Raw genomic sequence first — 22,802 nt, 5'->3', positions numbered from 1 at the left:
GTGAACGACATGCCCCAAATCCTCGAAAAAGAACCCGAGCCCGCTCCCGGCGAAGCCCTGCCTGCCGAATCTTTGCCGGTCGAATCCGTGCCTGCATTGCGCTTCGAGGCGCCGCCCTCGACCAGCCTGTGGGCGCATGCGCGCCATATCGTGGCGGAGAACCCGGTGACGGGGCTCGCCTTCGGGCTGTTTGCGCTGATCCTGCTGGCGGCGCTGATCGGCCCCTCGATCGTGCCTTATGATCCTCTCGCCTCGAACACCAATGCGGCGCTGCAGGCGCCGAGCCGTGCGCACTGGTTCGGCACGGACCAACTCGGCCGCGACATCTTCAGCCGCGTCATCGCAGCGACTAGGCTCGATTTCTCGATCGCGGTGTTCTCGGTCGCGCTCGTCTTCGTGCTCGGCGGGCTTGCCGGCATCATGGCCGGCTTCTTCGGCGGCTGGGTCGACAAGCTGGTTGGAAGGATCGCCGACACGATCATGGCGTTCCCGCTCTTCGTGCTGGCGATGGGCATCGTCGCAGCGCTCGGCAACAGCGTCACCAACATCGTGCTGGCGACGGCGATCATCAATTTCCCGCTCTATGCCCGCGTCGCCCGCGCCGAGGCGAATGTCCGCCGCGAGGCCGGTTTCGTGCAGGCGGCGCGGCTCTCGGGCAATTCCGACTGGCGGCTGCTGCTCACGCAAATCCTGCCCAACATCATGCCGATCATGGCGGTGCAGATGTCGCTGACCATGGGCTACGCCATCCTGAACGCGGCGGGCCTCTCCTTCATCGGCTTGGGCGTGCGCCCGCCGACACCTGAATGGGGCATCATGGTCGCGGAAGGGGCTGGTTTCATCGTCTCCGGGGAATGGTGGATCGCCTTCTTTCCGGGCTTGGCTCTGATGATCGCGGTGTTCTGCTTCAACCTGCTCGGCGACGGCGTGCGCGATCTCGTCGATCCGCAGCGGAGGAATTGATGGGTACGCTCATGAACCTCTCCGTCATTCCGGGGCTCGCACAGCGAGAGCCCGGAACCCAGAACCGCAGGCCGAACTCCAGCAATCATGACCGTCGCGTCCTGTCTTTTGTAACCTGCGGTTCTGGGTTCCGGGCTCGACGCTGCGCGTCGCCCCGGAATGACGGGGAGGTTCTGGCATGACCTCTCCTCCCCTCCTCGACATCAAGAACCTCACCGTCGAATTCGCCACGCGCCGCGGCGCCGTCCAGGCCGTCAAGTCGATCGACATCCAGGTCGCCAAGGGCGAGACGGTCGCGATCGTCGGCGAGTCCGGCTCGGGCAAGTCGGTGACCTCCTATGCCGTGGTGCGCATCCTCGATCGGGCAGGCCGCGTCGCCGAGGGCGCGATCTCGTTCTCCGGCATCGACCTCGTCACGGCCGATGAGGCGCAGATGCGCGATCTGCGCGGGCGCGAGATCTCGATGATCTTCCAAAACCCGCGCGCGGCGCTGAACCCGATCCGCAAGGTCGGCAGGCAGATCGAAGACGTGCTGCTCCAGCATGTCCAGGCGACGCGCGCGACCGCCAGGGAGAAGGCGATCGAGGCCCTGACCAAGGTCAAGATCGCCCGCCCCGAGGAGCGCTACGACGCCTATCCCTTCGAGCTTTCCGGCGGCATGTGCCAGCGCGTGGTGATCGCGCTCGCACTCGCCTGCCAGCCGCAATTGCTGATCGCTGACGAGCCGACGACGGGCCTCGATGTGACGACGCAGAAGGCGGTGATGGATCTGATCGTCGAGCTTACGCGCGAGCGGGCTATGTCGACGATCCTGATCACCCATGATCTCGGGCTGGCGGCGGCCTATTGCGACCGCGTCGTGGTGATGGAGAAGGGCAAGGTGGTGGAGACGGCCGCCGCTGCCGATATCTTCCGCAATCCGCAGCACCCCTATACCCGCAAGCTGATGCAGGCGACGCCGCGCATCGGCATGTCGCTTGCCGATCTGTTGCCGGATGCGCCAAAGGGGCCACCGGCCGAGGCGAGGGCGCCTCAGGTCACGCCCGCCGGAGACGCACCGCTTATGCGGGTCGAGAAGCTGGTCAAGGAGTATCCGCGCCCTTCGGCGGGCGGCGTCCTCGCCAAGCTCAGGGGCAAGGCGGAGCCGGAGAAATCCGCCTTCCGCGCGGTCGACGGCATCAGCTTCACGCTCGCCAGGGGCGAGACGCTTGGCCTGGTCGGCGAGTCCGGCTGCGGCAAGTCGACGACCTCGATGATGATCACGCGACTGATCGACCCCAGCGGCGGACGCATCATCTTCGACGGCGCCGATATCGGCGCGATCCCGGCCAGATCTTTCGCGGCCTCGCCGTATCGCCGGCGTATCCAGATGGTCTTCCAGGACCCAACCGACAGTCTCAATCCGCGCTTCACGGCCGAGCGGGCGATCGCCGATCCGATCCTGCGCATGGGCGGGATTTCGCGGCGCGATGCCTTGCGCGCCCGCTGCGAGGAGCTGGCGCGGCTTGTCGGCCTGCCGGTCGAACTGATCGACCGCTTCCCGCACCAGCTTTCGGGCGGGCAGAAGGCCCGTGTCGGTATCGCGCGCGCCATCGCGCTCGACCCCGATCTCGTCATCCTGGACGAGCCGACGGCGGCGCTCGATGTTTCGGTTCAGGCCGTGGTGCTGAATCTGCTGGAGGAGCTGAAGGGGCGGCTCGGCATGAGCTATCTCTTCGTCTCGCATGATCTCAACGTGGTGCGGCTGCTCTGCGACCGGGTCATCGTGATGAAGACCGGCGCGATCGTCGAGGAAGGTACTGCCGAAGAGGTGTTAGGCAACCCGCAGGCGGCGTACACCAAGGAATTGCTGACCGCGATTCCGCATCCGCCGATGTGAGGGCATCTCGTCGTCATTGCGAGCGTAGCGAAGCAATCCAGAGGCAGCGCGAGACGCTGGATTGCTTCGCTACGCTCGCAATGACGGGGAGGGGGAAACAAGGACGATACAGGAATGAAGATCAACGACCCCGCCGTGCTTGCCGAAGTCGAGGCCGCTTTTGCCGCCTATGAGAGAGCGCTGACGACCAATGACGTCACGACGCTGGATGCGCTGTTCAAGGACAGCCCGCAGACATTGCGCTACGGGGTCGGCGAAAATCTCTACGGCTATGCCGAGATCGCGGCCTTCCGTGCGGCGCGCTCGCCGGTCGGGGTGATGCGCACGATCGAGCGCACCGTCATCACCGCTTACGGCGATGCCATGGCCACGGCCAACACGCTGTTCCGGCGCGACAGCATGGTCGGCAAGATCGGGCGGCAAAGCCAGACCTGGGTCAAGTTCCCGGAAGGCTGGCGGGTCGTCAGCGCCCATGTCAGCGTGATCGCGGAATGACGCCCGGTTGCGCGGCGCCATGACCCTGTTGTGCCGGCCTGCTAGACCCGTTTCCGGTCCAATTGGATCGTTCAACCGCTCCAGCTTTTTTGTTCTATGGCGTTTTCTTCACGCGAACCCGTTTCTTCACGCGAACCAGTGTCCATTTCGCTCGAAAACGCTTTAAGCAGATGCTCGCGCTTCCGCTGAATCCTTGGTCCTGATCCATGCCGCCTCGCCGCGCCGCCGCCGTTGGACTTAAGCCCGCAGCCCCCACGCGCACGGAAAGCTTGCGGCTTCAGATCGCCGACGAGATCGTTTCGGGCGCGCTCGAGCCGGGCACGCCACTCGACGAGCAGGAGCTCGCCGCGCGCTTCGGCGTCTCGCGCACGCCGGTTCGCGAGGCGATCCGCCAGCTCTCAAGCTCGGGGCTGGTCAGCGTCAGGCCGCATCGCGGCGCGGTCGTGGCGCTGCCGACGCCGAGCCAGCTCCATGACATGTTCGAGGTTATGGCGGAGCTTGAAGGGCTCTGCGCCGGGCTTGCTGCCCGCAACATGACGGTGCCGGAGCGGCGCGGGCTCGAGGCGCTGCACCAGGCCTTGCGCACGCTCGTCCATGAGGGCGACCCGGCGCGCTATCACGAGACGAACGAGGCTTTCCACGCCGCGATCTATGCCGGCACGCATAATGGCTATCTCGCCGAACTCACCTTGATGACGCGGGCGCGCGTCGCGCCGTTTCGCCGGGCGCAGTTCCGCGCCACGGGGCGGTTGGGTGGCTCCTACCAGGAGCACGACACGATCGTGCAGGCGATCTTGCGCGGTGACCAAGCGGGGGCGAGCGAAGCAATGCGCGCCCATATCGGCATCGTGCGCGATGCCTTCAGCAGCTATGCCGAGGCGCGGTGAGGATGGTCCCGCCAAGTCGAACCGGCAGGTCGCGATCTATCTCTGCCGCGGCGGGATGTCGCTAGACTTCCCCGGGAAAGTAGCCAGGAGTTCGCCGAAGCTCGGCGCAGGCACCGCGCTCGCTTGCGCCGCCGTGAAAGCCCGCCAGCCGCCATATTCCGTGACGTCGCGCGCGCCTTCCGTGGCGATGGTCTCGCAGAGGAAGCCCTTGACCCGCGTGCCATCCGCCAAGGCGAGTGTGCCGATGCCGAGTGGGGAGGGGATGCCGGCGACGAAGCGGCCAAAACCTTCAGCAGGCAGCGCCCAGACTTCGAGCGCGACCGTCGCGCCTTGACCGGGCGCGACGCGCACCAGGCCGGGCCGGGCCGGCGGCCCGCCGGGGAGGGCGAAGAGGCGGTAATCGGCCGTGGTCGTCGTCGCGCGCAGGAAGCTCGCTCCGAGCCCGGTCAATTCGCCGTTCAACGGCATGCCGGAGAGATGCGCGCCGACGACGGCGATCTCGATCGTGCCGGGAGCAGGGGCGATGGGCCGCGCCGCCAGCGCCGGCGCATTTGTGCCCGTTGCGCCCAGGGTCAAGCCGGATGCGGCATGGAAGGCGCGGCCGAGGCCGGCCAGCGCCGCGTCATGGCCGCTTGGCGCGATGAAGGTGACGCCCGCTGCCGTGCCGCCTTCGGTCAGGCTCACGGGCACGGCGAGCGCGCACATGTCGAGCAGGTTCACGAAATTGGTGTAGCGGCCGAGCATGGAGTTCTGGCCGATGGGGTCTGCCGCCATCTGCGCCAGCGTGACCGGGCGTGGTGCTGTCGGCACCATCATCGCATCGATGCCGTTCAGGGCCGCCTTCGCAGCAAGCGCGAGTTCGGCCAGCTTGTAGCGCGCGGCGAAGGCATCGGCTGCGTCCGGCAGGGGTTTGCCGGCGATGACCTGCCGGATCACTGGCAGGATCGCCTCGGGGTCGCGCGCCAGCAGGTCGCGGATGGCGAGAAAGCGTTCCGCCACCCAGGGGCCGTCATAGAGCAGGCGGGCGGTATCGTAGCACGGCGTCATGTCGAGCGGCACGATCACCGCGCCGAGCGAGCGGGCACGTTCGACTGCCAGCGCGAAGCTTTGCGCCGCCTCGGCATCGCCGTCGAAATCGAGATCGGCAGCCCCTGGAATGCCGAGCTTGAACTGCGGCGGGATCGCGCCCGGCTGGCCGAGAGGGACAGGGCGGGAAAAGGGATCGGAGATATCGCGCCCCGCGATCACCTCCAGCACAGCGAAGGCGTCGTCGGTCGTCAAGGCGAAGACGGAGACGCAATCGAGCGTGCGGCAGGCGGGCACGACGCCGAATGTGGGCACGAGGCCGAGGCTCGGCTTCAGGCCGACGAGGTTCTGCAGGCCGGCTGGCACGCGGCCCGAGCCCGCCGTGTCCGTGCCAAGCGCAACCGGGACGATGCCGGCCGCGACCGCGCTTGCCGAACCCGAGCTGGAGCCGCCGGGAACCAGATCGGCGCGCAGGGCATTGCGCGGTACGCCATAGGGCGAGCGTGTGCCGTTCAGCCCGGTGGCGAACTGGTCGAGATTGGTCTTGCCGATGATGATCGCGCCCTGCGCGCGCAGCCGTGCCACGGCGCTGGCGTCCTCGACCGGCGTATAGGCGAAGGCCGGGCAGGCGGCCGTAGTGGCCAAGCCGGCGACGTCGATATTGTCCTTCACCGCAACCGGCACGCCCCAGAGCTTGCGGCCGCGCGGACCCTCAGCCTGGAGGCGCTGCGCCTCGCTCAGAACCTCGGCCTCAGGCCGCAAGCTGATGAAGATGGCCGCGTCGCCATGGGCGCGGTGGCGCGCATAGCTGGCGGCGATCGTCCCGGCGATCGTGACGCGGCCGTCGAGATGGTCGGCGAGGAGGGCGCTCAGTGTCGGCACGGCAAGGTCTCTCGGTGAAAGGCTACAAAACAGGCATTCGTCAGTTCAATGCATACAAAGATTATGCATGGTCGCGATAGGTCGCTCCGGCGCCTGCCTCGGCGTCAGGAGAGAATTTCGGTCCCAGTGAAATGGCCGTTCTGATTTCCATGTGATTCCATAATCTTACGTTTATCCCTCTCGGTGGAGGCCCGGTCGGCCAGGCTCGATCGCTTTCAGGCATAGCCCTTGCAAAGCCCGTTCCGTTCGCCAGTCGGGAGCGTTTTCGGTGAGCCGGTCCGAGATTCCAGCCCAGCCTTTTCCGCTCAGCGTCGATTTCGCGCGCACTGCGCTCGTGATCATCGACATGCAGCGCGATTTCCTGGAGCCGGGTGGGTTTGGGGCAGCGCTCGGCAACGACGTCTCGCTGCTCGTCGCTGCGGTCGCACCTTGCCAGGCTATCCTGGCCGGCGCGCGCGAAGCCCGCATGCTGGTGATCCATACCCGCGAGGGCCACAGGCCGGATCTCTCGGACGCGCCGCCAGCCAAGGTTTTGCGCGGCGATCCGAAGAAGCGCATCGGCGCGGCAGGCCCGATGGGGCGCATCCTGATCCGGGGCGAGGCCGGCCATGACATCGTTCCGGCGCTCGCGCCCCTGGCCGAGGAACCGGTGATCGACAAGCCCGGCAAGGGCGCCTTCTACCAGACCGATCTCGACCTCATGCTGCGCAATCGCGGCATCGAGACGCTGCTCGTCACCGGCGTGACGACTGAGGTCTGCGTCCACACCACGGTGCGCGAGGCGAATGACCGGGGCTATCGCTGCCTCGTGCTCGGCGACGCCTGCGCCTCCTATTTCCCGGAGTTCCATGAGGTGGGCCTGCGCATGATTGCGGCCCAGGGCGGGATTTTCGGCTGGGTTTCCACGACAGGCGAGGTGCTGGCAGCGCTCAGCGCTGCCAGGCGCGCTGCCTGAGCACAACACAGGAGGGGGCTATGGCGACGGCGACCGCGGCGACGACCTCACCGAAACTCTGGACGCCGGGCGACTGGAACGCCCTGTTCGGCTTCGGCACCAATATCCTGGTCAACCTGCTGGTGTTGACCGGCCTGCTGCAATTCGTGCTGAAGATGCCGAGCGAGATCGTCTTCGGGCGCATCCTGCCGGCGCTTGGGCTGATGATGGCCCTCTCGACCGGCTATTATGCCTGGCTCGCTTACAAGCTGGCGAAGGAGACCGGCCGCGACGATGTCTGCGCGCTGCCCTCGGGCATCAGCGTGCCGCATATGTTCGTCGTCACCTTCGTGATCATGCTGCCGATCGCCTCGATGACCGGCGATCCGGTCAAGGGCTGGGAGGCGGGGCTCGTCTGGGTCTTCTTCCAGAGCTTCATCCTGATGATCGGCGGCTTCATCGCGCCCCATATCCGCAAGATCACGCCGCGCGCGGCGCTGCTCGGCACGCTGGCCGGCGTCTCGATCGCTTTCATCTCGATGCGTCCGGCGCTGGAGATCTTCCTGACGCCGGCGATTGGGCTCGTCTGCCTCGCTATCATCCTGGTGAGCTGGTTTGGCGGCGTGCGCTATCCCAAGGGCATTCCGGCAGGGCTTGTCGCCATCGCCTTCGGCATGGTCATTGCCTGGGGCTCGGCGCTGCTGGGGCTCGATGTCGGTGGCCTCAGCCTCGCCAAGCTCGGTGCGGCGTTCTCGACCTTCGGCTTCTCGCTGCCGCTGCCGGCTTTCGACCATGTCTTCTCGGGCTTCAACTATCTCGGCATCATCCTCGTCACCGCGATCCCCTTCGGCATCTACGATCTCGTCGAGGCGATGGACAATGTCGAGAGCGCGGAGGCTGCCGGCGACCATTACCCGACGACGCGGGTGCTGACGGCCGACGGCGTCGTCAGCCTGATCGGCTGCCTGATGGGCAACCCCTTCATCAACGCGGTCTATATCGGCCATCCCGGCTGGAAGGCGATGGGTGGGCGCATCGGCTATTCCGCCGCGACCGGACTGATCGTCGTCGTGCTGTGCTGGTTCGGGGTCATCGCGCTCTTGCTGGCGCTTATCCCGATCGTCGCGATCTCGCCGATCCTGCTCTATATCGGTATGCTGATCGGCGCGCAGGCCTTCCAGACCACGCCGGTGAGCCATGCGCCGGCGATCGTGCTGGCGCTGACGCCGCATCTCGCTGCCTGGGCCAAGGTGCTGATCGACGGGGCGCTTGGGGCCGCCGGCACCAATGCGGCGGCAGTCGGTATCGACAAGATGGCGAATATGGGCGTGCTCTATCACGGGCTCGAACTGATGGGTGGCGGCGCGATCCTGTCGGGCCTCGTGCTCGGCGCCATCGCCGTCTTCGTCATCGAGAAGCAGTTTTTGCACGCGGCGGCGTTCGCGGCAGCAGGCGCCATCCTGACTTATTTCGGTTTGATGCATGGCGAGGCGATCGGCATCGGCAAGGGGCTTGGCGTCACACCCTCGATCAGCCTCGCTTATGCGATGGTGGCGGGCTTCCTCTATCTCTGCTCGCGCTCACTCGTAGCGGCCGAGGCGCCCAAGCCGATGATCTCCGAGCCGCAGGGCGTATTGGAACCGGCGGAATGAGCGAGACGAAACCTGCCTTCGACGCTGCGCGCCATCTCGACGCGATGGCCCCAGTGCTGGGCCTGACGATCACGGAGGAGCAGCGCCCCGGCGTGCTGCAGTTCCTTGGTGTCGCGCATCTGATGTCGGAGATCCTGCGCGCCGCGCCGCTCGACGATGCCTCCTTCGAGCTCGCGCCCGTGTTCCGGCCGGGGCGGACCAGCGATGGAGACCCTGCGTGAGTTTCGATGCCTTCACGCCGGCGCATCTGATCGCGGCGCAGATCAGGGAGGGCGCGGTCTCGGCCGAGGCCGTCATCACCGGCTTCCTCGACCGGATCGCGAGGATCAATCCGCAGGTCAACGCATTTACCGACGTCACCACTGAGCGGGCTTTGGCGCAGGCGCGGGGGATTGATGCGGCGCGGATTGCGGGCCAGACGCTCGGGCCTTTGGCGGGCGTGCCCTTCGCTGCCAAGAATCTCTTCGACATCGAGGGCCTGCCGACGCGGGCCGGCTCGAAAGTCAATCGCGAGCGCGCGCCGGCGCCGCGCGACGCCGCACTGGTCGAGCGGTTGAGCGCGGCCGGCGCGGTGCTCGTGGGCGGGCTCAACATGGGCGAATATGCCTATGACTTCACCGGCGAGAATGCCCATGACGGCGCTTGCCGCAATCCGCATGATCTTGCGCGCATGGCTGGCGGCTCGTCCTCAGGCTCCGGTTCCGCAACGGCGGCGGGGCTCGCTCCGCTATCGCTGGGTTCGGACACCAATGGCTCGATCCGCGTGCCGAGTTCGCTCTGCGGTGTCTTCGGGCTGAAGCCGACCTATGGCCGCCTGCCGCGCACGCGCAGCTTTCCGTTCTGCGACTCGCTCGATCATCTCGGCCCCTTCGCCCGCGACGTGACCGATCTCGCCATGGCCTATGACGCGATGCAGGGAGGCGATGCGCATGACCCGGCCTGCGCGCAACGGGCGATCGAACCGGTGCTGCCGGCGTTGGCGCATGGCGTCTCGGGCTTACGCATCGCGGTGGCCGGCGGGTATTTTGCGACCGACGGCATGCCGGAGGCCGATGCGGCGGTGAAGGCGGTCGCCGTGGCTCTTGGCGCGACGCGGAATCTGGTGCTGGAGGGGGCGGGCATCGCCCGCGCCGCGGCCTTCCTGATCACCAATGCCGAGAGCGCCGCCTTCCATCTCGGGCGCTTGCGGGCGCGGGCCGATGATTTCGATCCCGAGACGCGTGACCGCTTCCTCGCCGGCGCAATGCAGCCGGCAGCCTGGTACATCCAGGCGCAAGCGGCGCGGCGCTGGTTCCATGACGAGATGATGCGGGTCTTCGCCGATATCGACCTGATCATTGCCCCAGTGACGCCTTGTCCGGCGCCGGAAATCGGCCAGAAGACGCTGAGCCTGCGTGGTGAGACCGTGCCGCTGCGGCCCAATCTCGGCCTGTTCACCCAGCCGATCTCCTGCATCGGCCTGCCCGTCGCGGCCGTGCCGGTGTTCGGCGCGGGTTTACCGATCGGCGTGCAGGTGATCGCTGCGCCCTGGCGCGAGGATGTGTGCCTGCGCGCGGCTCATGCGTTGCAGCGGGCTGGGGTGTGCGAGGCGAAGGCGCCGGCGATGCTCGCTTAAGGCCGCTCAAGCTCGACGAAATCGCGCAGACGCCCCAGAGCCCGATCCCACTGCGCCGAGATCTGGGCGAGATAGGCGCCGACATCCTCCAGACGCTCGGTCCGCAGTTCCCAGACCTTGTCGCGCCCACCGCGCTTGCCGTGCACCAGATCCGCATCCTCCAGCGCGCGAAGGTGTTTTGCGATGGCCTGGCGCGAAAGCTGCGTCGCGGAGGTCAGGCTCATGGTCGAAAGCGGCCCGCGGGCGCCCAGCCGCATGATAATGCCCAGCCGCGTCGGGTCTCCCAAAGCGGCAAAGACGAGAGCATTACGGCCGGCATGGCCTGCGGCCTGATCGGCGATCGACATAATCGGTTTCCTGCGATCGCGGGCTAGAGCATTTCCGCGTTTCTCCGAATCGCGGAAATGCTCTATCTCCTTGTTCTATTGCATTGTCTTCACGCGAACCGGTGTCCACTTCGCTCGAAAATGCTCTACGATGCCGACGTGCCGACAAGGTATTTTTTGATCAGCTCAGCCTGCTTCGTCCAGCCGCCATCGTTGGCAGTGAAGGCCTCGGCGCGGCGGCTCAGCGGGATGGCGTCGAAGCCGGACTCGCTGATCGTCAGCAGAACGCCATCGGCGACTTCTGCGAGATCGAAAGTGACAAGCGTCATTGGTTCGCTGTCATAGTCGACATTTGAATCGACTGCGTAGGGGTGCCAGCGGAACGCGATCATCCGCATCGGCTCGACGCGATCCACGATGAAGGTGAAGGTCTTGCCTTCATAGGGCTTCTGCATCGCCGCGACCTCGGGATCGACCTGCGTCGGCGTGATCCGCCCGACCAGCCGGGAGCCGGCCACGAACGGCCCGTCGAAGACGACGCCGAACCAGATGCCGAACTGACTGGAATCAGCGATGGCCTGCCAAACGCGATCGAGCGGTGCGCGGAGATGAACCTTCTTTTCGATGCAATCTGACATCACGAGCAACCTCCTGGTTGCTCGTTAATTAGCAATTGTCGCCCCAACCTGCAACCATTTGGTTGCTCGTTTGGCGGGGCCGTCTCCGCCTGCGAGCCTTAAGCCCCGCCGATCAATATCCCCGCCGCCAGCACCAGCCCGCCGCCAAGCACGACCTGGAAGGCAGCGCGCAGGAAGGGCGTCTCCATGAAGCGGTTCTGGATCCAGACGATGGCCCAGAGCTCGACGAAGACGACGATGAGCGCGATCGCGGTCGCGGTCCAGAAGGATGGGATCAGATAAGGCAAGGCGTGACCGAGCCCACCGAGCATCGTCATCATGCCCGAGGCCAGTCCGCGTTTCCAGGGCGCGCCCCGGCCCGAGATCTTGCCGTCGTCATGGGCGGCCTCGGTGAAGCCCATCGAGATGCCGGCGCCGACCGAGGCCGAGAGGCCGATCAGGAAGGTGGTCCAGGTGCTCTGGGTCGCAAAGGCGGTGGCGAAGATCGGGGCCAGCGTCGAGACCGAGCCGTCCATCAATCCGGCAAGGCCGGGTTGGACCCAGGTCAGGATGAACTGGCGCTTGGCGGCGATGTCCTCGTCGGCTCGGGCTTCGCCGCCGAGATGCGTCGCGGTCAGGTCCTGCGCCTTGCTCTCATGCTTGGCTTCGGCCGCTGCCAATTCGCCGAGCAGCTTGCGCGTGTCGATATCGCTCGAACGCCCGGCCGCCGCGACATAGAAGTCGCGGGCCTGACGCTCCATATCTTCCGCTTCTTCCCGCATGCGGTCGAGGCCGAGATTCTCGATCAGCCAGACCGGCTTGCGCGTGTAGAAATCGGAGACATGCTCGCGGCGGACCGGCAGGATGACATTGCCGAACCGGCGCTGGTAGAGGTCGATCAGCCTTTCGCGATGCTCGTCCTCTTCCTGGGCCATGCCATCGAAGATCGCGGCCGAGGCGGCATATTCGGAGCGGAGCTTCTGTGCGTAGATCGCATAGATGCGGCCATCCTCCTCCTCGGAGGAAATCGCCAGCGCCAGGATTTCCTTCTCCGACAGATCGTCGAAGCGGCGTTTGCCGGTGAGGCCGGGCAGGGAGAAGCGTGAGAGCATGTCAAAACTCTAGTTTGGAATAATTCTAAGCTAACGCCTTCGCGGCAGATGCGCAAGGGGAAGCGCCGAGTTTCGGAACTTCGCCTGCAGCGGAAACGAAAACGCCCGGCCTTTTGGCCGGGCGTTGAGTGTCGGAAATCGGTGCGCGCTCAGACGGTCAGCTTGCCGGCCTTGGCGGCGGCATAGCGCTCATTGACCTTGGCCCAGTTGACCACGTTCCACCAGCTCTTGAGGTAGTCGGCGCGGCGGTTCTGGTATTTCAGGTAATAGGCGTGCTCCCAGACATCGTTGCCGAGCAGGACCATGTGCTTGTCCATCAGCGGGCTGTCCTGGTTAGGCTTGCCGAGCAAGGCAAGCTTGCCGTCGGTTCCGACGGTGACGAAGACCCAGCCCGAGCCGAAGACGCGCAGGCCTGCGGCCTCGAAATCGGCCTTGAACTTGTCGAAGCCCCCGAGGTCCTTGGTGATCGCGGCCGCGACGTCGCCGCTCGGTGCGCCGCCCGCATTCGGGCCCATGACCTCCCAGAACATGGTGTGGTTGGCATGGCCGCCGCCGGCATTGCGGATGGCGGTGCGGGCCGCTTCGGGAACCGAGCCGATGTCGGCGAGCAGTTTGTGGAGGGGCGTCGAGGCGATGACGCCGTGGTCCTTGGCAACGGCATTGAGGCCGGCGACATAGGCGGCGTGGTGGCGGCTGTAGTGGATGTCCATCGTCGTCGCGTCGATATTCGGCTCGAGCGCGTTGGTCTCATAAGCGCGCTTGGGCAGCGAGAAGGGGCCTGCCGGAGCCGCCGGCGCCGTGGCCTGGGCCCAGACTTTGGGTGCGGCCGAGACGGCGATGGCGGCCGCGCCGAGGCCGAACAGCGAGCGGCGGGAAAACGAAGTCGCGTTGGTCATGACATCCTCCATAGGCCGATTGGCTTGCAGGCTCGGCGTTGCCTTCACGTTATGCACGCAATAGTTCTGCGGATGCAGTGGGGGCGCTCAAAAAATTGCGGTGCTGGCGGTTCTCCGGAACACCCCATCTGCAGCTTTTTCCGCAGATGGCGCAGACGACTTCGCATGACGGCCGGCACCGCGTCTCTGCCATAATCGTGGCATGAGTTCGACCAACGCCCGCACGCTCCTCCTCGTTCCCTTGCTCGGCCTGCTCTGGGGCTTCAACTGGCCTGCCGTCAGGATATCGCTCAGCGAGATCGCACCCTGGACGCTTCGCGCCGGCGGCATGACCTTCGCGGGGTTGACGCTGGTCGTCATTGCCCTTTTGCGCGGCCAATCGCTGCGCGTGCGGCGCCCGGAATGGCCGCGTTTGCTGCTGGCGGGGTTCCTTTCGATCGCCGCCTTCAACGTCCTGCTCGCCTTCGCGCAATTGATGGCGCCGACGTCGCGCGCCGCGATCCTGACCTTCACCATGCCGATCTGGGCAACGCTGCTGGCGCGGCTCTGGCTGGGCGAGGCGCTCGACCGGCGCAAGTTGCTCGGGCTCGCGCTCGGCATCGCCGGGCTCGCATCGCTGGGGCTGCCGCTGATCCGTGGCGGCGGGCTGACGCTCGGCCTGCTGTTCGCGCTGATCGCCGCCCTGAGCTGGGCCCTGGGCACGATCGTGACCAAGCGCTGGCCGGTCTCGGCGCCAGCCGTGACGGTGGCCGCCTGGCAGCTCCTCATCGGCGGGGCGGTCGCCGCGCTCGGCATGCTCGCTTTCGAGGGGCTGCCGGTGCCCAAGATGCTGGCGCCGCGCACGTTGGCGGCCCTGAGCTTCCACATCCTGGGCGCGCAGGCTTTGGCCTATTTCCTCTGGTTCACCGTGATCGCGCGGTTGCCGGCAGGTATCGCCAGCATCGGCACCCTGATGGTTCCCGCCGTCGGCGTGCTCGGCTCGGTCGTGCTGCTCGGCGAGCGGCCGAGCCCGAGCGACTGGCTCGGCCTCGTACTGGTGGTGGCGGCCTCAGGCACGATCCTGCTGCCGGCAAGGCCGCTGGCAAGCCTCAAGGCGGCGCGGTGAGCGATGGCCAGCTTGCGCAGCGGCGCGTTACCCAACCTCAATCTGAGTAGAAGCGTCACGGCTTGAGGAGACGACAATGTTGCCGAGCTTCGAAACTGACCGCTTGCTCGTTCGGCCCTGCTCCATGGCGGATTTCGCGGCCTGTCTGGCGATGGACCGTGACCCGGAGGTGACGAAACATGTTGTGGGGCCCTGGCATGATCCCGAACGGCATGAGCGCTTCCTGCGCGAGCGGATTCAAAAACCCTTCGGTTCCGGCTTGGGATATTGGTCGCTCTTCGCCAGGCCGCAACCGGAGCAATTCCTCGGCTGGGTTCTCCTGATTCCTTATGACGGTGTTGGGCCGGACATCGAAATCGGCTGGCGGCTGAACCGATCGGCATGGGGCAAGGGCTACGCGACCGAGGCGGCGCGCCTGATCGTCGAGCACGCTTTCCGAACGGTGGGCCTCGGCCGGATCGCCGCGGATATCGACCCGGCGAATTCGGCCTCGATGCGGGTATCCGAGAAGCTGGGCTTGGCCTTCATCGGCGATGGCGAGCATGATGGCATGCCGTGCAAATGCTACGTGATGACGCGGGAGGATTTCTTCGCGGCGAATCCCCGCAAGCCCTGATCTTGGGCCAGCGTGGACTCCCTGGGGCCGGCTTCCCGCATTAACGGCGGGTTTACGGCGTTTCGTTACGGTCTGGGCGGAAATTTCGCGACCGAGGGTCATCCCCACCATGCATGCGCTCGCCCTGAAGGTCCCGGAGCCGGCCAATGAGGACGCGCAGCATGAGGCCGGAGCCGCGCATGCCGTGCGCGCGATCTCGGAGCGCTTCGGCAAGCTCGGCCTCGAAATCACCGATATCGCCGGCCGCATCGGCGATGTGACGGGCCAGCTCGAGGGGCAGGCCGAGGGGTTGCATCGTGTCGTCAGCGCCGTCGAGCAGGTCTCGCGCGCCAACCGCGCCATCCAGCAGGCGGCGGAGGGGGCGCAGGAAACGGCGTCCGTGGTCAGGAGCGGGCTGGAGCGCGTCACCGGCGCGGTCAGGGTCGGGCTCAACGCGGCGCAATCGGATATCGAGGCGCTGTCGCAAGGTGCGCAGTCGATGTCGCAGGCCTTGGCCGAGGCCGTCTCCGACGCCCACAAGGTCAGGGCATCGAGCGAGGCCATCCAGTCCATCACCCGCGAGATCCAGCTTCTATCGGTCAATGCCGGCGTCGAGGCGGCGCGCAGCGGCACGGCCGGGCGCGGCTTTGCCGTCATCGCGGCGGCGGTGAAGCAATTGGCCGAGCAGACCCGCGATGCCACCGCGCTCAGCGCCAAGCAGCTCGACATATTGGTCAAATCGGTCGACCAGCTCGCACGCCGCAGCCAGGAGAACGCCCAGACCGCGCGCCGTGCCAGCGAGGGCAGCCAGAGCATCGCGCTGCAGGTCGGCGAGCTCGACAGTTTCGGCCGCTCGGTTGTCGAGCTGATCGGCGACATCGACGCGATCTCGAACCCGACGCGCGCGAACGCCGCTGCCTGCGCCAAGGTCGGCGAAGATCTGACGGTGCTGGTCGCCGGCGTCGATCAGTCGAGCGAGAATCTCGATCGTGCGGCGCAGCGCACCGCCTCGCTCGTCTCGATCAGCGAGGCGATCCTGGGCGCCATCGCCGCGTCTGGCGTACGCACCGCGCAATCGGAATTGATCGCGACCGCGATGGAGACGGCCGGGCAGATCGGGGCCCTGTTCGAGCAGGCGCTGGCGCGCGGCGAATTGACGACGGCGGATCTGTTCGACGAGGGCTACCGGCCGGTTGCCGGCTCGGACCCGCTGCAGCATATGACCCGCTTTGTCGGGCTGACCGACCGCATCCTGCCGCCGATCCAGGAGGCGCTGCTGGCTTCGAACCGCCGCATCGTGTTCTGCGCGGCGGTCGATCGCAACGGCTTCCTGCCGACGCATAACCAGAAATATTCGCAGCCCCAGGGACGCGATCCGGTCTGGAACAATGCCAATTGCCGCAACCGGCGCATCTTCGCCGACCGCACCGGCTTGGCTGCGGCGCGCAACCAGAAGCCGTTCCTGCTGCAGACCTATCGGCGTGACATGGGTGGCGGCCAGTTCCTGGTGATGGAAGATCTCTCGGCTCCGATCCGGGTCAAGGGCCGCCATTGGGGCGGGTTCCGTTTCGGGCTCAGCGTTTGAGGTAGGTGAGTTCCGACTGCTGGTGCTGTTGCGCCGCGGTCATCGTGTTGAGTGAGCGAGTCGAGCAAGCGTCATGCATATCGCGCCGTCTTTCCCGAATCTCTCCGTCCTGCTGATCGATGCGAGCCCGCATTATCGGCGCATCATCCGCACGATGATGTACCAGGCGCAGCTCCACCGCATCTTCGAGGCGTCCGACCTGTCCTCGGCGGCGACGATGTTCATCCAGAAGCAGCCCAACATCGTGATCCTGGATTGGGACCTGCCCGATTCCGGCAGCATGAAATGCCTCGCCTCGATCCGCTCCTTCAAGACCTCGCCCTTCGCCAAGGCGCCGGTGCTGGTGATGATGGAGCGCCCGGACCGACGCTCGGTCGTTCACGCCGCCAAGCTCGGCGCGCACGAGATCATCAACAAGCCGATCTCGCCCAATAACCTGTGGCTCCATCTGTCGGGGATCATCAACATCCCGCGGAAATACAAGGAGCAGAACGGCAGCATCTCGCTGGTGCCGCGCGCGATCAGCAACAACATGTTCTGACGGCGAGGCCCAATGTTCTGACGGCGAGGGCCCAGGAGCCACTGCCTGCCGGCGGGCGTCGAAAAAGCCTTAGAATCGCCCAAAAGATTGACGCATCGCGCGCTGGTTAGCGAAGTTTTTACCAATGAGACGCGATGCTCAGAGGCACATTCATGGGTCGCGCCGCCGTGGTCATCACTGTCTCCCTACCTCCCTTCCTGGGTCGCTCCGAAGCTGCGGCCTTTCGCAACCAGTTGCTGGTCGCGCTGGAGCAGAAGGAAAGCGTCTCCGTCGAATGCGCGGGGGCTGGTCCTTTCCCCAGCCTCTGGGTGCAGTTGCTGCATTCCGCCGCGCTCAGTGCCAAGGCGCGCGGCCTCTCGGTCTCCCTCAAGGCGGCTTCCGAGGAATGCCGCAAATCCCTGCAGGCGATCGGGTTCGACCCCGCTCGAAGCGCTCTCGTTCTGGAGTGATATGGATGAAGATCCTGGCTATCGACGACACCAAGACCCTGCTCAGCCTGCTCTGCCTGACGCTGCGCAATGCCGGCCATGAAGTGGCCGCCGCGGAGAATGGCGAGGAAGGGCTGACCACTTTCGACAAGTTCAAGCCGGATCTCGTGATCACCGACCTCAACATGCCGTTGATGGACGGCATCGAATTCACCCGGGCCTGCCGGGCCAGGCCCGCCGGGCAGAACACGCCGATCATCGTGCTGACCACGGAGAACGGTGCCGAGATCAAGGCGGAAGGCCGCCGCGCCGGCGCCAGCGCCTGGATGGTCAAGCCGTTCGAGCCTACGACCCTGCTCGGCCTCGTCGCCCGCTATCAGAACTGAGGCTGGCTGATGGACCCGTTGGCGGAACTCAAGCAGACCTTCTTCCAGGAGTGTGAAGAGCTCCTGGGCGCACTGGAGCAGAAGCTCCAGGCTCTCGATGAGGGATCGACCGATCCCGAGGACGTCAACGCCGCCTTCCGCGCCATCCACTCGATCAAGGGCGGGGCCGGTGCCTTCGGCTGCACCGAGCTCGTCGCCTTCGCCCATGTCTTCGAGGCCTCGCTCGATCATTTGCGTTCGGGCCGCGTCGCGCTCGAGGATGCGCCGTTCTCCCTGTTCCTGCGCTGCTCGGACGCTGTCGCCGATCTCGTTTCCGCCGCCCGCAACGACGAGGTCGCCAATGCGCGGCCCGATCTGCTGGAAGCGCTGGAGCGGGTTGGCCAGGCGCCCAAGCCTGCCGCCGCAGCACCTACCGCCGTAGCACCTGCCGCCGCCGCGCCCGAGCCCGCCAAGGCCGAGGCTGCAAAGCCGGCCGCTGCGAAAGCGCCTGCCAAGCCAGCGCCCGCTGCCGCTGACGACGCTCCTCCCGGCATCGCCGCGCTCGGCAATCTGCTCGCCATGGTCGAAGCCAAGACCGGAGCCGCCCCCGCGCGCGTCGACGACGGCTGGGACGACGAGCCGGCTGCCGCCGCGCCGTCGCCCGCCGACAAGCCCGGCCGCGATCTCTGCCTGCGGATCAACCCGGAATCGGATCTGTTTCGCCGCGTCATCGAGCCGCGCGTCGTGCTGGGCTCGCTGCCCGCCGAGGATATCGTCTCGGTGGTGTGCGATCTGAGCCAGGTGCCGCCGCTGGAGACGCTCGACGTCACCGATTGCCATATGCGCTTCATCGTGACGCTGCGCACCGAGCTTTCGGTCGAGGATATCTACAGCCGCTTCGACTTCACGCTCGCCGCCGAAGAGTTCGAGATCGAGACGCTCTCGCCGCCTGCCGCGAATGACGACGCCGAGCCGGACGAAGAGGCGCCCGCGGCGCCGGAGGCCGAAGTCTCGGCCAATGTCGCCGCCGACCTCTCTGCGATCCTCGCCAGGCTGGGGCCGGCTCCAACCAGCGCGCCGGAACCTGATATCCAGCCGGCCGCCGCGCCTGTCGCAGCCCCGGTCCAGGCCGTTGCGGAGGCTGCTCCGGCGCCGTCCAGGACACCGGCGGCGCGTGCACCCGCCAATGATGCGGCCGCCGCGCGCCAGCGCCAGGCCGTCAGCGTGCGTGTCGATCTCGACCGCATCGACAAGCTGATGAACCTCGTCGGCGAGATCGTCATCACCCAGTCCATGCTGGTCGAATGCGTGCGTTCGCTACCCTATGACGTCCACGCCAAGACGGCCGAAGGCATCCTGACGCTGTCGCGTCAGACGCGCGAATTGCAGGACCATGTCATGGCGGTCCGCGCCCAGCCGGTGAAGGCCGTGTTCCAGCGCATGCCGCGCCTGGTGCGCGAACTGGCGCAGACGCTGGGCAAGGAAGTGAAGCTCGTTCTCGAAGGCGAGAACACCGAGGTCGACAAGACGATCATCGAGGAACTCGCCGATCCGCTGACCCATATGATCCGCAACTCGATGGATCACGGGCTGGAGACGCCGGAAGACCGCATCGCCGCCGGCAAGAATCCAGAGGGCACGATCAAGCTCGTCGCGGAGCATCGCGCCGGGCGCATCGTGATCTCGGTCACCGATGACGGGCGCGGCATCGGGCGCGACAAGCTGCTCGCCAAGGCGAAATCCCGCGGGCTCGTCGGGCAGGATGAAAAGCTCGCGCCGGAGGAGATCGATCAACTGATCTTCGCTGCCGGGCTCTCGACCGCCGAGGTCATCAGCGACGTCTCCGGGCGCGGCGTCGGCATGGATGTGGTGCGCCGCAACGTCGAGTCGCTCGGTGGGCGCATCTCGGTGGATTCCGAGCCGGGCAGGGGCTGCAAGTTCACGCTCGCCTTGCCGCTGACCTTGGCGGTGCTGGAAGGCATGGTCATCCGCTGCGGCGACGACCGCTACGTCATCCCGATCGCCAGCGTGATCGAGACGCAGCATCTCGCCTCGACGCCGATCGAGCATCTCACCTTTGGCCAGGAGGTTCTGCGCTGGCGCGGCGAGGTCACGCCACTGCACCGGCTCGGCGCGGTCATGGGCTCGACCGGCACGCCCAACGAGAACATCATCATCATCGCCGAGACCGAACGTGGTGACAATGTCGGCATCGCGGTCGACGAGATCGTCGGCCAACAGCAGGTCGTGGTGAAGAGCCTCGAAGGCAATTACGGCACCGTCAATGGCGCGTCTGCCGCGACCATTCTCGGAGACGGCCTCGTCGCGCTCATTCTCGACGTCGACTCGATGCTACGCCTTGCCGCCTCCAGCGGCCGCCCATCTGTTCCCGCACTGAAAATGGCTGGATGATCATGACCCTTCAACTCGGCGAAAAGCATTTCTCGTCGGCGCAGCCGGAATCGGCGGTGCGCCGCATCGTCACCTTCAAGGTCGGCGACCGGACCTTCGGCATCGATGTCGGCATGGTGCGCGAGATCAAGGGCTGGCAGGCGACGACGCCGCTGCCGCATGCGGCGCCTCATGTGCGCGGCGTACTCAACCTGCGCGGCGTGATCCTGGCGGTCTACGACCTGCGCACCTCGATCGGGCTCGGCCTCACCGATGCGACTGCGACCCATGTCATCGTCGTCGTCGACATCGAGGACAAGGTCGCGGGCCTGCTGGTCGACTCGGTCTCCGACATCGTCGACGTCCCGGTCAGCGCGGTTCGCCCGGCGCCCGATCTGGAGCGCGACGAGCATGGCCTGATCGAAGGCCTCGTCCTGCTCGACACCGATATCGTCGCCTTGCTCGATCTCGCGGCCGTGATCCGCGACGGCGGCACCGAGGGCGCGATGGCAAAGGCGGCCCGCGCCGCCTGAGATAGGTCCACTTCCAAAAGGGGTTGCGTTCAGCGTCAGGAAGAACCGCACATCACAGAACCGTACGCCAAGACAGAAACGATAAAAATGGGCAGTTCCCTCGGTTCCCTTTCCAGACTGTCGGTCAGGCTGCCGCTCATGGTCGTCGGCGTGGTCTTCATCGCAGGTGGAGCGGTCGGCGCCTGCGTCTGGCAGGTTGCAGGCGGCATGCTCGCCGCCGCGTCATCCCAGATCCTGACATTGAGCACGACCGCGCTCTGCGTCGTCGCGCTGTTCGGCTGGCTGCTCGCCTATCGAGCCCAGCGCCCGATTGCGGCGATGCGCGATGCAGCGGTGTCGATCGCCGAAGGCGAGGACGCGGTGATCCCCGGATTGCAGCGCCACGACGAGATCGGCGAGATCGGCCGTGCACTCAAGACCATCCATGACAGGACAATCGAATCCGCCCGCATCCGTGCCGCACTCGACGGTTGCCGCACCAATGTCATGGTCTGCGACGCCGAAGATCGCGTCGTCTACGTCAACAGCTCGCTGCTCAAGTTCTTTACCGGGGCGCAGGAGGACTTCCGCGCGGCTTTCCCGGGCTGCTCGGCCAAGGACATGCTCGGCAAGGTCATGGAGAGCGTGCGCAACCAGCCAGGCCTCTCGCATACCGGCCAGGACGCCATTCGCTTCGCGCTCGGCCGGCGCACCGTCTCGCTCTCGCTGACCTCGGTGATGCATGCCGATGGACGCCGCTTCGGCACCGCGGTCGAATGGCTCGAGCTCACCGACGAGCTCGCTGCTTCGGCCGAGGTCGCCGACATGGTCTTGGCTGCCGTCGACGGCGATTTCTCGCGCCGCGTTCCGCTGGCCGGCAAGCCCGAGGCGCTGATGCGGATCGCAGAGGGCATCAACAGCATCAATGCTCTCGTCGAGGATGCGGTCGGCGAATTCGCCGGCGTGCTCGGTGGATTGTCCGAGGGCGACCTGACGTCACGCGTGCAGGGCGCCTATCGCGGCCGCTTCGGCGAGTTGAAGCAGAGCCTGAACGGCACGATGGAGCATCTCGCCCAGACCGTGGCGACGATCCAGGCGACAGCCGCCCATGTCTCGCGCGCTGCGCTCGAGATCAATGCCGGCGCCGGCGACCTTGCCCAGCGCACCGAGCAAACGGCGGTCAATCTCGAGGAAACGGCAGCGACGACGGAACAGTTGGCGGCTTCCGTCAAGCAGAGCGCGGCGCGCTCGCGTGAGGCGACCGACCTCGCCAGCGAGGCGATGGGCGTCGCTGAGGACGGCAAGGCCGTCGTCTCCAAGACGGTGGGCGCGATCGAGCGGATCGAGGATTCGTCGGTCAAGATTTCCGAGATCGTCTCCGTTATCGAAGGCATCGCCTTCCAGACCAATCTGCTGGCGCTGAACGCGGCGGTGGAGGCGGCGCGCGCCGGCGACGCCGGCAAGGGCTTCGCGGTAGTGGCATCGGAAGTCCGCTCGCTCGCCCAGCGTTCCAGCCAGGCCGCCAAGGACATCAAGGCCCTGATCGCGAGCTCGAACGAGCAGGTTGGGGAGGGGGTACGTTTCGTGCGCTCGACCGGCGAGGCGCTGGACCGGATCGTCACGGCTGCCGGCAAGGTCTCCGCGACCATCGTCGAGATCTCGTCGGCCACTGCCGAGCAGGCGCATGGCATCGGAGAGATGAGCCAGACCGTCGCGCATATGGACGAGACGACGCAGGCGAACTCGGCGCTGGCCGAGCAGAGCGCGACCTCGGCTGGCGAACTCATGGAGCAGATCGCGACGCTGAAGGAACTCGTCGCGTTTTTCCAGACGGAGACGGCCCCGCGGTTCGGCGGAGTGCAGGTCAGGGCAGAGCCGGCGCACCTGCCGCGCCGTGTCGAGACGCGCCGGTCGGAGCCCGCTCCGCCGCAGAAGATGGTGCTTCGTCGTCGCGTGGCAGGCGGCGGTCGCGCCGAGGAATGGTCGGAATTCTAGT

The 22,802-nt window shown here is 66.4% G+C and carries 22 protein-coding genes; 17 read left to right on the top strand and 5 right to left on the bottom strand.

Translation table 11 applies throughout. From position 1 onward, the window contains the following. The first annotated feature begins 9 nt into the window (after positions 1 to 9). The 4 genes from BHK69_RS25625 to BHK69_RS25610 all read left to right on the top strand — a co-directional run bounded on the left by BHK69_RS25625 (position 10) and on the right by BHK69_RS25610 (position 4,224). Positions 10 to 963 (top strand): ABC transporter permease, encoded by a 954-nt coding sequence (locus BHK69_RS25625; protein ID WP_083269905.1) that lies wholly within the window; start codon positions 10 to 12, stop codon positions 961 to 963. A 178-nt stretch (positions 964 to 1,141) separates the two neighbouring features. Further along, on the top strand, positions 1,142 to 2,842 hold the full coding sequence (locus BHK69_RS25620) for a dipeptide ABC transporter ATP-binding protein (RefSeq protein WP_069692574.1): 1,701 nt from the start codon (positions 1,142 to 1,144) through the stop codon (positions 2,840 to 2,842). Positions 2,843 to 2,956: 114 nt separating this feature from the next. Beyond that, on the top strand, positions 2,957 to 3,337 hold the full coding sequence (gene hpxZ / locus BHK69_RS25615) for an oxalurate catabolism protein HpxZ (RefSeq protein WP_069692573.1): 381 nt from the start codon (positions 2,957 to 2,959) through the stop codon (positions 3,335 to 3,337). 206 nt (positions 3,338 to 3,543) lie between these two features. Further along, entirely contained in the window at positions 3,544 to 4,224 is a 681-nt protein-coding gene (locus tag BHK69_RS25610) for a GntR family transcriptional regulator (RefSeq protein ID WP_069692572.1), read from the top strand. Positions 4,225 to 4,260: 36 nt separating this feature from the next. Here the strand turns inward: BHK69_RS25610 and atzF are convergent, their stop codons facing one another. Then, the gene (gene atzF / locus BHK69_RS25605) at positions 4,261 to 6,132 is read right to left on the bottom strand and encodes an allophanate hydrolase (RefSeq protein ID WP_069692571.1); all 1,872 of its coding nucleotides are present in this window, start codon (positions 6,130 to 6,132) and stop codon (positions 4,261 to 4,263) included. Positions 6,133 to 6,400: 268 nt separating this feature from the next. Here atzF and BHK69_RS25600 point away from each other — a divergent pair, with 268 nt between their 5' ends. The 4 genes from BHK69_RS25600 to BHK69_RS25585 are packed head-to-tail and all read left to right on the top strand — an operon-like array spanning position 6,401 to position 10,333. After that, the gene (locus BHK69_RS25600) at positions 6,401 to 7,087 is read left to right on the top strand and encodes a cysteine hydrolase family protein (RefSeq protein WP_069692570.1); all 687 of its coding nucleotides are present in this window, start codon (positions 6,401 to 6,403) and stop codon (positions 7,085 to 7,087) included. A gap of 20 nt (positions 7,088 to 7,107) precedes the next feature. Beyond that, positions 7,108 to 8,718, top strand: a complete 1,611-nt coding sequence (locus tag BHK69_RS25595; protein WP_069692569.1) for a regulator — start codon at positions 7,108 to 7,110, stop codon at positions 8,716 to 8,718. Then, positions 8,715 to 8,939: a DUF4089 domain-containing protein gene (locus tag BHK69_RS25590; protein ID WP_069692568.1), complete on the top strand. Its 225-nt coding sequence runs from the start codon at positions 8,715 to 8,717 to the stop codon at positions 8,937 to 8,939. Before BHK69_RS25595 ends, BHK69_RS25590 begins: the two co-directional genes overlap by 4 nt. Then, complete coding sequence (locus tag BHK69_RS25585; RefSeq protein WP_069692567.1) at positions 8,936 to 10,333, top strand: AtzE family amidohydrolase; 1,398 nt, start codon at positions 8,936 to 8,938, stop codon at positions 10,331 to 10,333. Before BHK69_RS25590 ends, BHK69_RS25585 begins: the two co-directional genes overlap by 4 nt. Here BHK69_RS25585 and BHK69_RS25580 read toward each other — a convergent pair. The 4 genes from BHK69_RS25580 to BHK69_RS25565 form a co-directional block, all read right to left on the bottom strand. Beyond that, entirely contained in the window at positions 10,330 to 10,680 is a 351-nt protein-coding gene (locus BHK69_RS25580) for an ArsR/SmtB family transcription factor (protein ID WP_069692566.1), read from the bottom strand. The two genes, BHK69_RS25585 and BHK69_RS25580, sit on opposite strands and share 4 nt — an antisense overlap. A 125-nt stretch (positions 10,681 to 10,805) precedes the next feature. Next, entirely contained in the window at positions 10,806 to 11,297 is a 492-nt protein-coding gene (locus BHK69_RS25575; protein ID WP_069692565.1) for an SRPBCC family protein, read from the bottom strand. 98 nt (positions 11,298 to 11,395) lie between these two features. Then, positions 11,396 to 12,388 (bottom strand): iron exporter MbfA, encoded by a 993-nt coding sequence (gene mbfA / locus BHK69_RS25570; RefSeq protein ID WP_069692564.1) that lies wholly within the window; start codon positions 12,386 to 12,388, stop codon positions 11,396 to 11,398. A 149-nt stretch (positions 12,389 to 12,537) separates the two neighbouring features. Next, a complete protein-coding gene (locus tag BHK69_RS25565) occupies positions 12,538 to 13,284 on the bottom strand; it encodes a superoxide dismutase (protein ID WP_069693958.1) in 747 nt (248 codons plus the stop codon). 202 nt (positions 13,285 to 13,486) lie between these two features. Here BHK69_RS25565 and BHK69_RS25560 point away from each other — a divergent pair, with 202 nt between their 5' ends. The 9 genes from BHK69_RS25560 to BHK69_RS25520 all read left to right on the top strand — a co-directional run bounded on the left by BHK69_RS25560 (position 13,487) and on the right by BHK69_RS25520 (position 22,801). Beyond that, positions 13,487 to 14,389: a DMT family transporter gene (locus tag BHK69_RS25560; RefSeq protein WP_069692563.1), complete on the top strand. Its 903-nt coding sequence runs from the start codon at positions 13,487 to 13,489 to the stop codon at positions 14,387 to 14,389. 76 nt (positions 14,390 to 14,465) lie between these two features. Next, on the top strand, positions 14,466 to 15,005 hold the full coding sequence (locus BHK69_RS25555; protein WP_069692562.1) for a GNAT family N-acetyltransferase: 540 nt from the start codon (positions 14,466 to 14,468) through the stop codon (positions 15,003 to 15,005). A gap of 109 nt (positions 15,006 to 15,114) precedes the next feature. Then, on the top strand, positions 15,115 to 16,569 hold the full coding sequence (locus BHK69_RS25550; RefSeq protein ID WP_083269678.1) for a methyl-accepting chemotaxis protein: 1,455 nt from the start codon (positions 15,115 to 15,117) through the stop codon (positions 16,567 to 16,569). Positions 16,570 to 16,642: 73 nt separating this feature from the next. Beyond that, positions 16,643 to 17,110: a response regulator gene (locus BHK69_RS25545; RefSeq protein WP_069692561.1), complete on the top strand. Its 468-nt coding sequence runs from the start codon at positions 16,643 to 16,645 to the stop codon at positions 17,108 to 17,110. 152 nt (positions 17,111 to 17,262) lie between these two features. After that, on the top strand, positions 17,263 to 17,559 hold the full coding sequence (locus BHK69_RS25540) for an STAS domain-containing protein (RefSeq protein ID WP_158516273.1): 297 nt from the start codon (positions 17,263 to 17,265) through the stop codon (positions 17,557 to 17,559). Positions 17,560 to 17,564: 5 nt separating this feature from the next. Further along, a complete protein-coding gene (locus BHK69_RS25535; RefSeq protein WP_069692559.1) occupies positions 17,565 to 17,924 on the top strand; it encodes a response regulator in 360 nt (119 codons plus the stop codon). Between the two features lie 9 nt (positions 17,925 to 17,933). Next, complete coding sequence (locus tag BHK69_RS25530) at positions 17,934 to 20,315, top strand: chemotaxis protein CheA (protein ID WP_069692558.1); 2,382 nt, start codon at positions 17,934 to 17,936, stop codon at positions 20,313 to 20,315. A 2-nt stretch (positions 20,316 to 20,317) separates the two neighbouring features. Next, positions 20,318 to 20,827, top strand: coding sequence for a chemotaxis protein CheW (locus BHK69_RS25525; protein ID WP_069693956.1), 510 nt, complete (start codon positions 20,318 to 20,320; stop codon positions 20,825 to 20,827). Between the two features lie 87 nt (positions 20,828 to 20,914). Continuing rightward, positions 20,915 to 22,801, top strand: a complete 1,887-nt coding sequence (locus tag BHK69_RS25520) for a methyl-accepting chemotaxis protein (RefSeq protein WP_069692557.1) — start codon at positions 20,915 to 20,917, stop codon at positions 22,799 to 22,801. Position 22,802: the final 1 nt, after the last annotated feature.

The sequence above is a fragment of the Bosea vaviloviae genome (genome assembly GCF_001741865.1).
Taxonomy (GTDB): domain Bacteria; phylum Pseudomonadota; class Alphaproteobacteria; order Rhizobiales; family Beijerinckiaceae; genus Allobosea; species Allobosea vaviloviae.
Note: the sequence above shows the minus strand (reverse complement) of the source record. Positions and strands in the feature narration are given on the sequence as shown.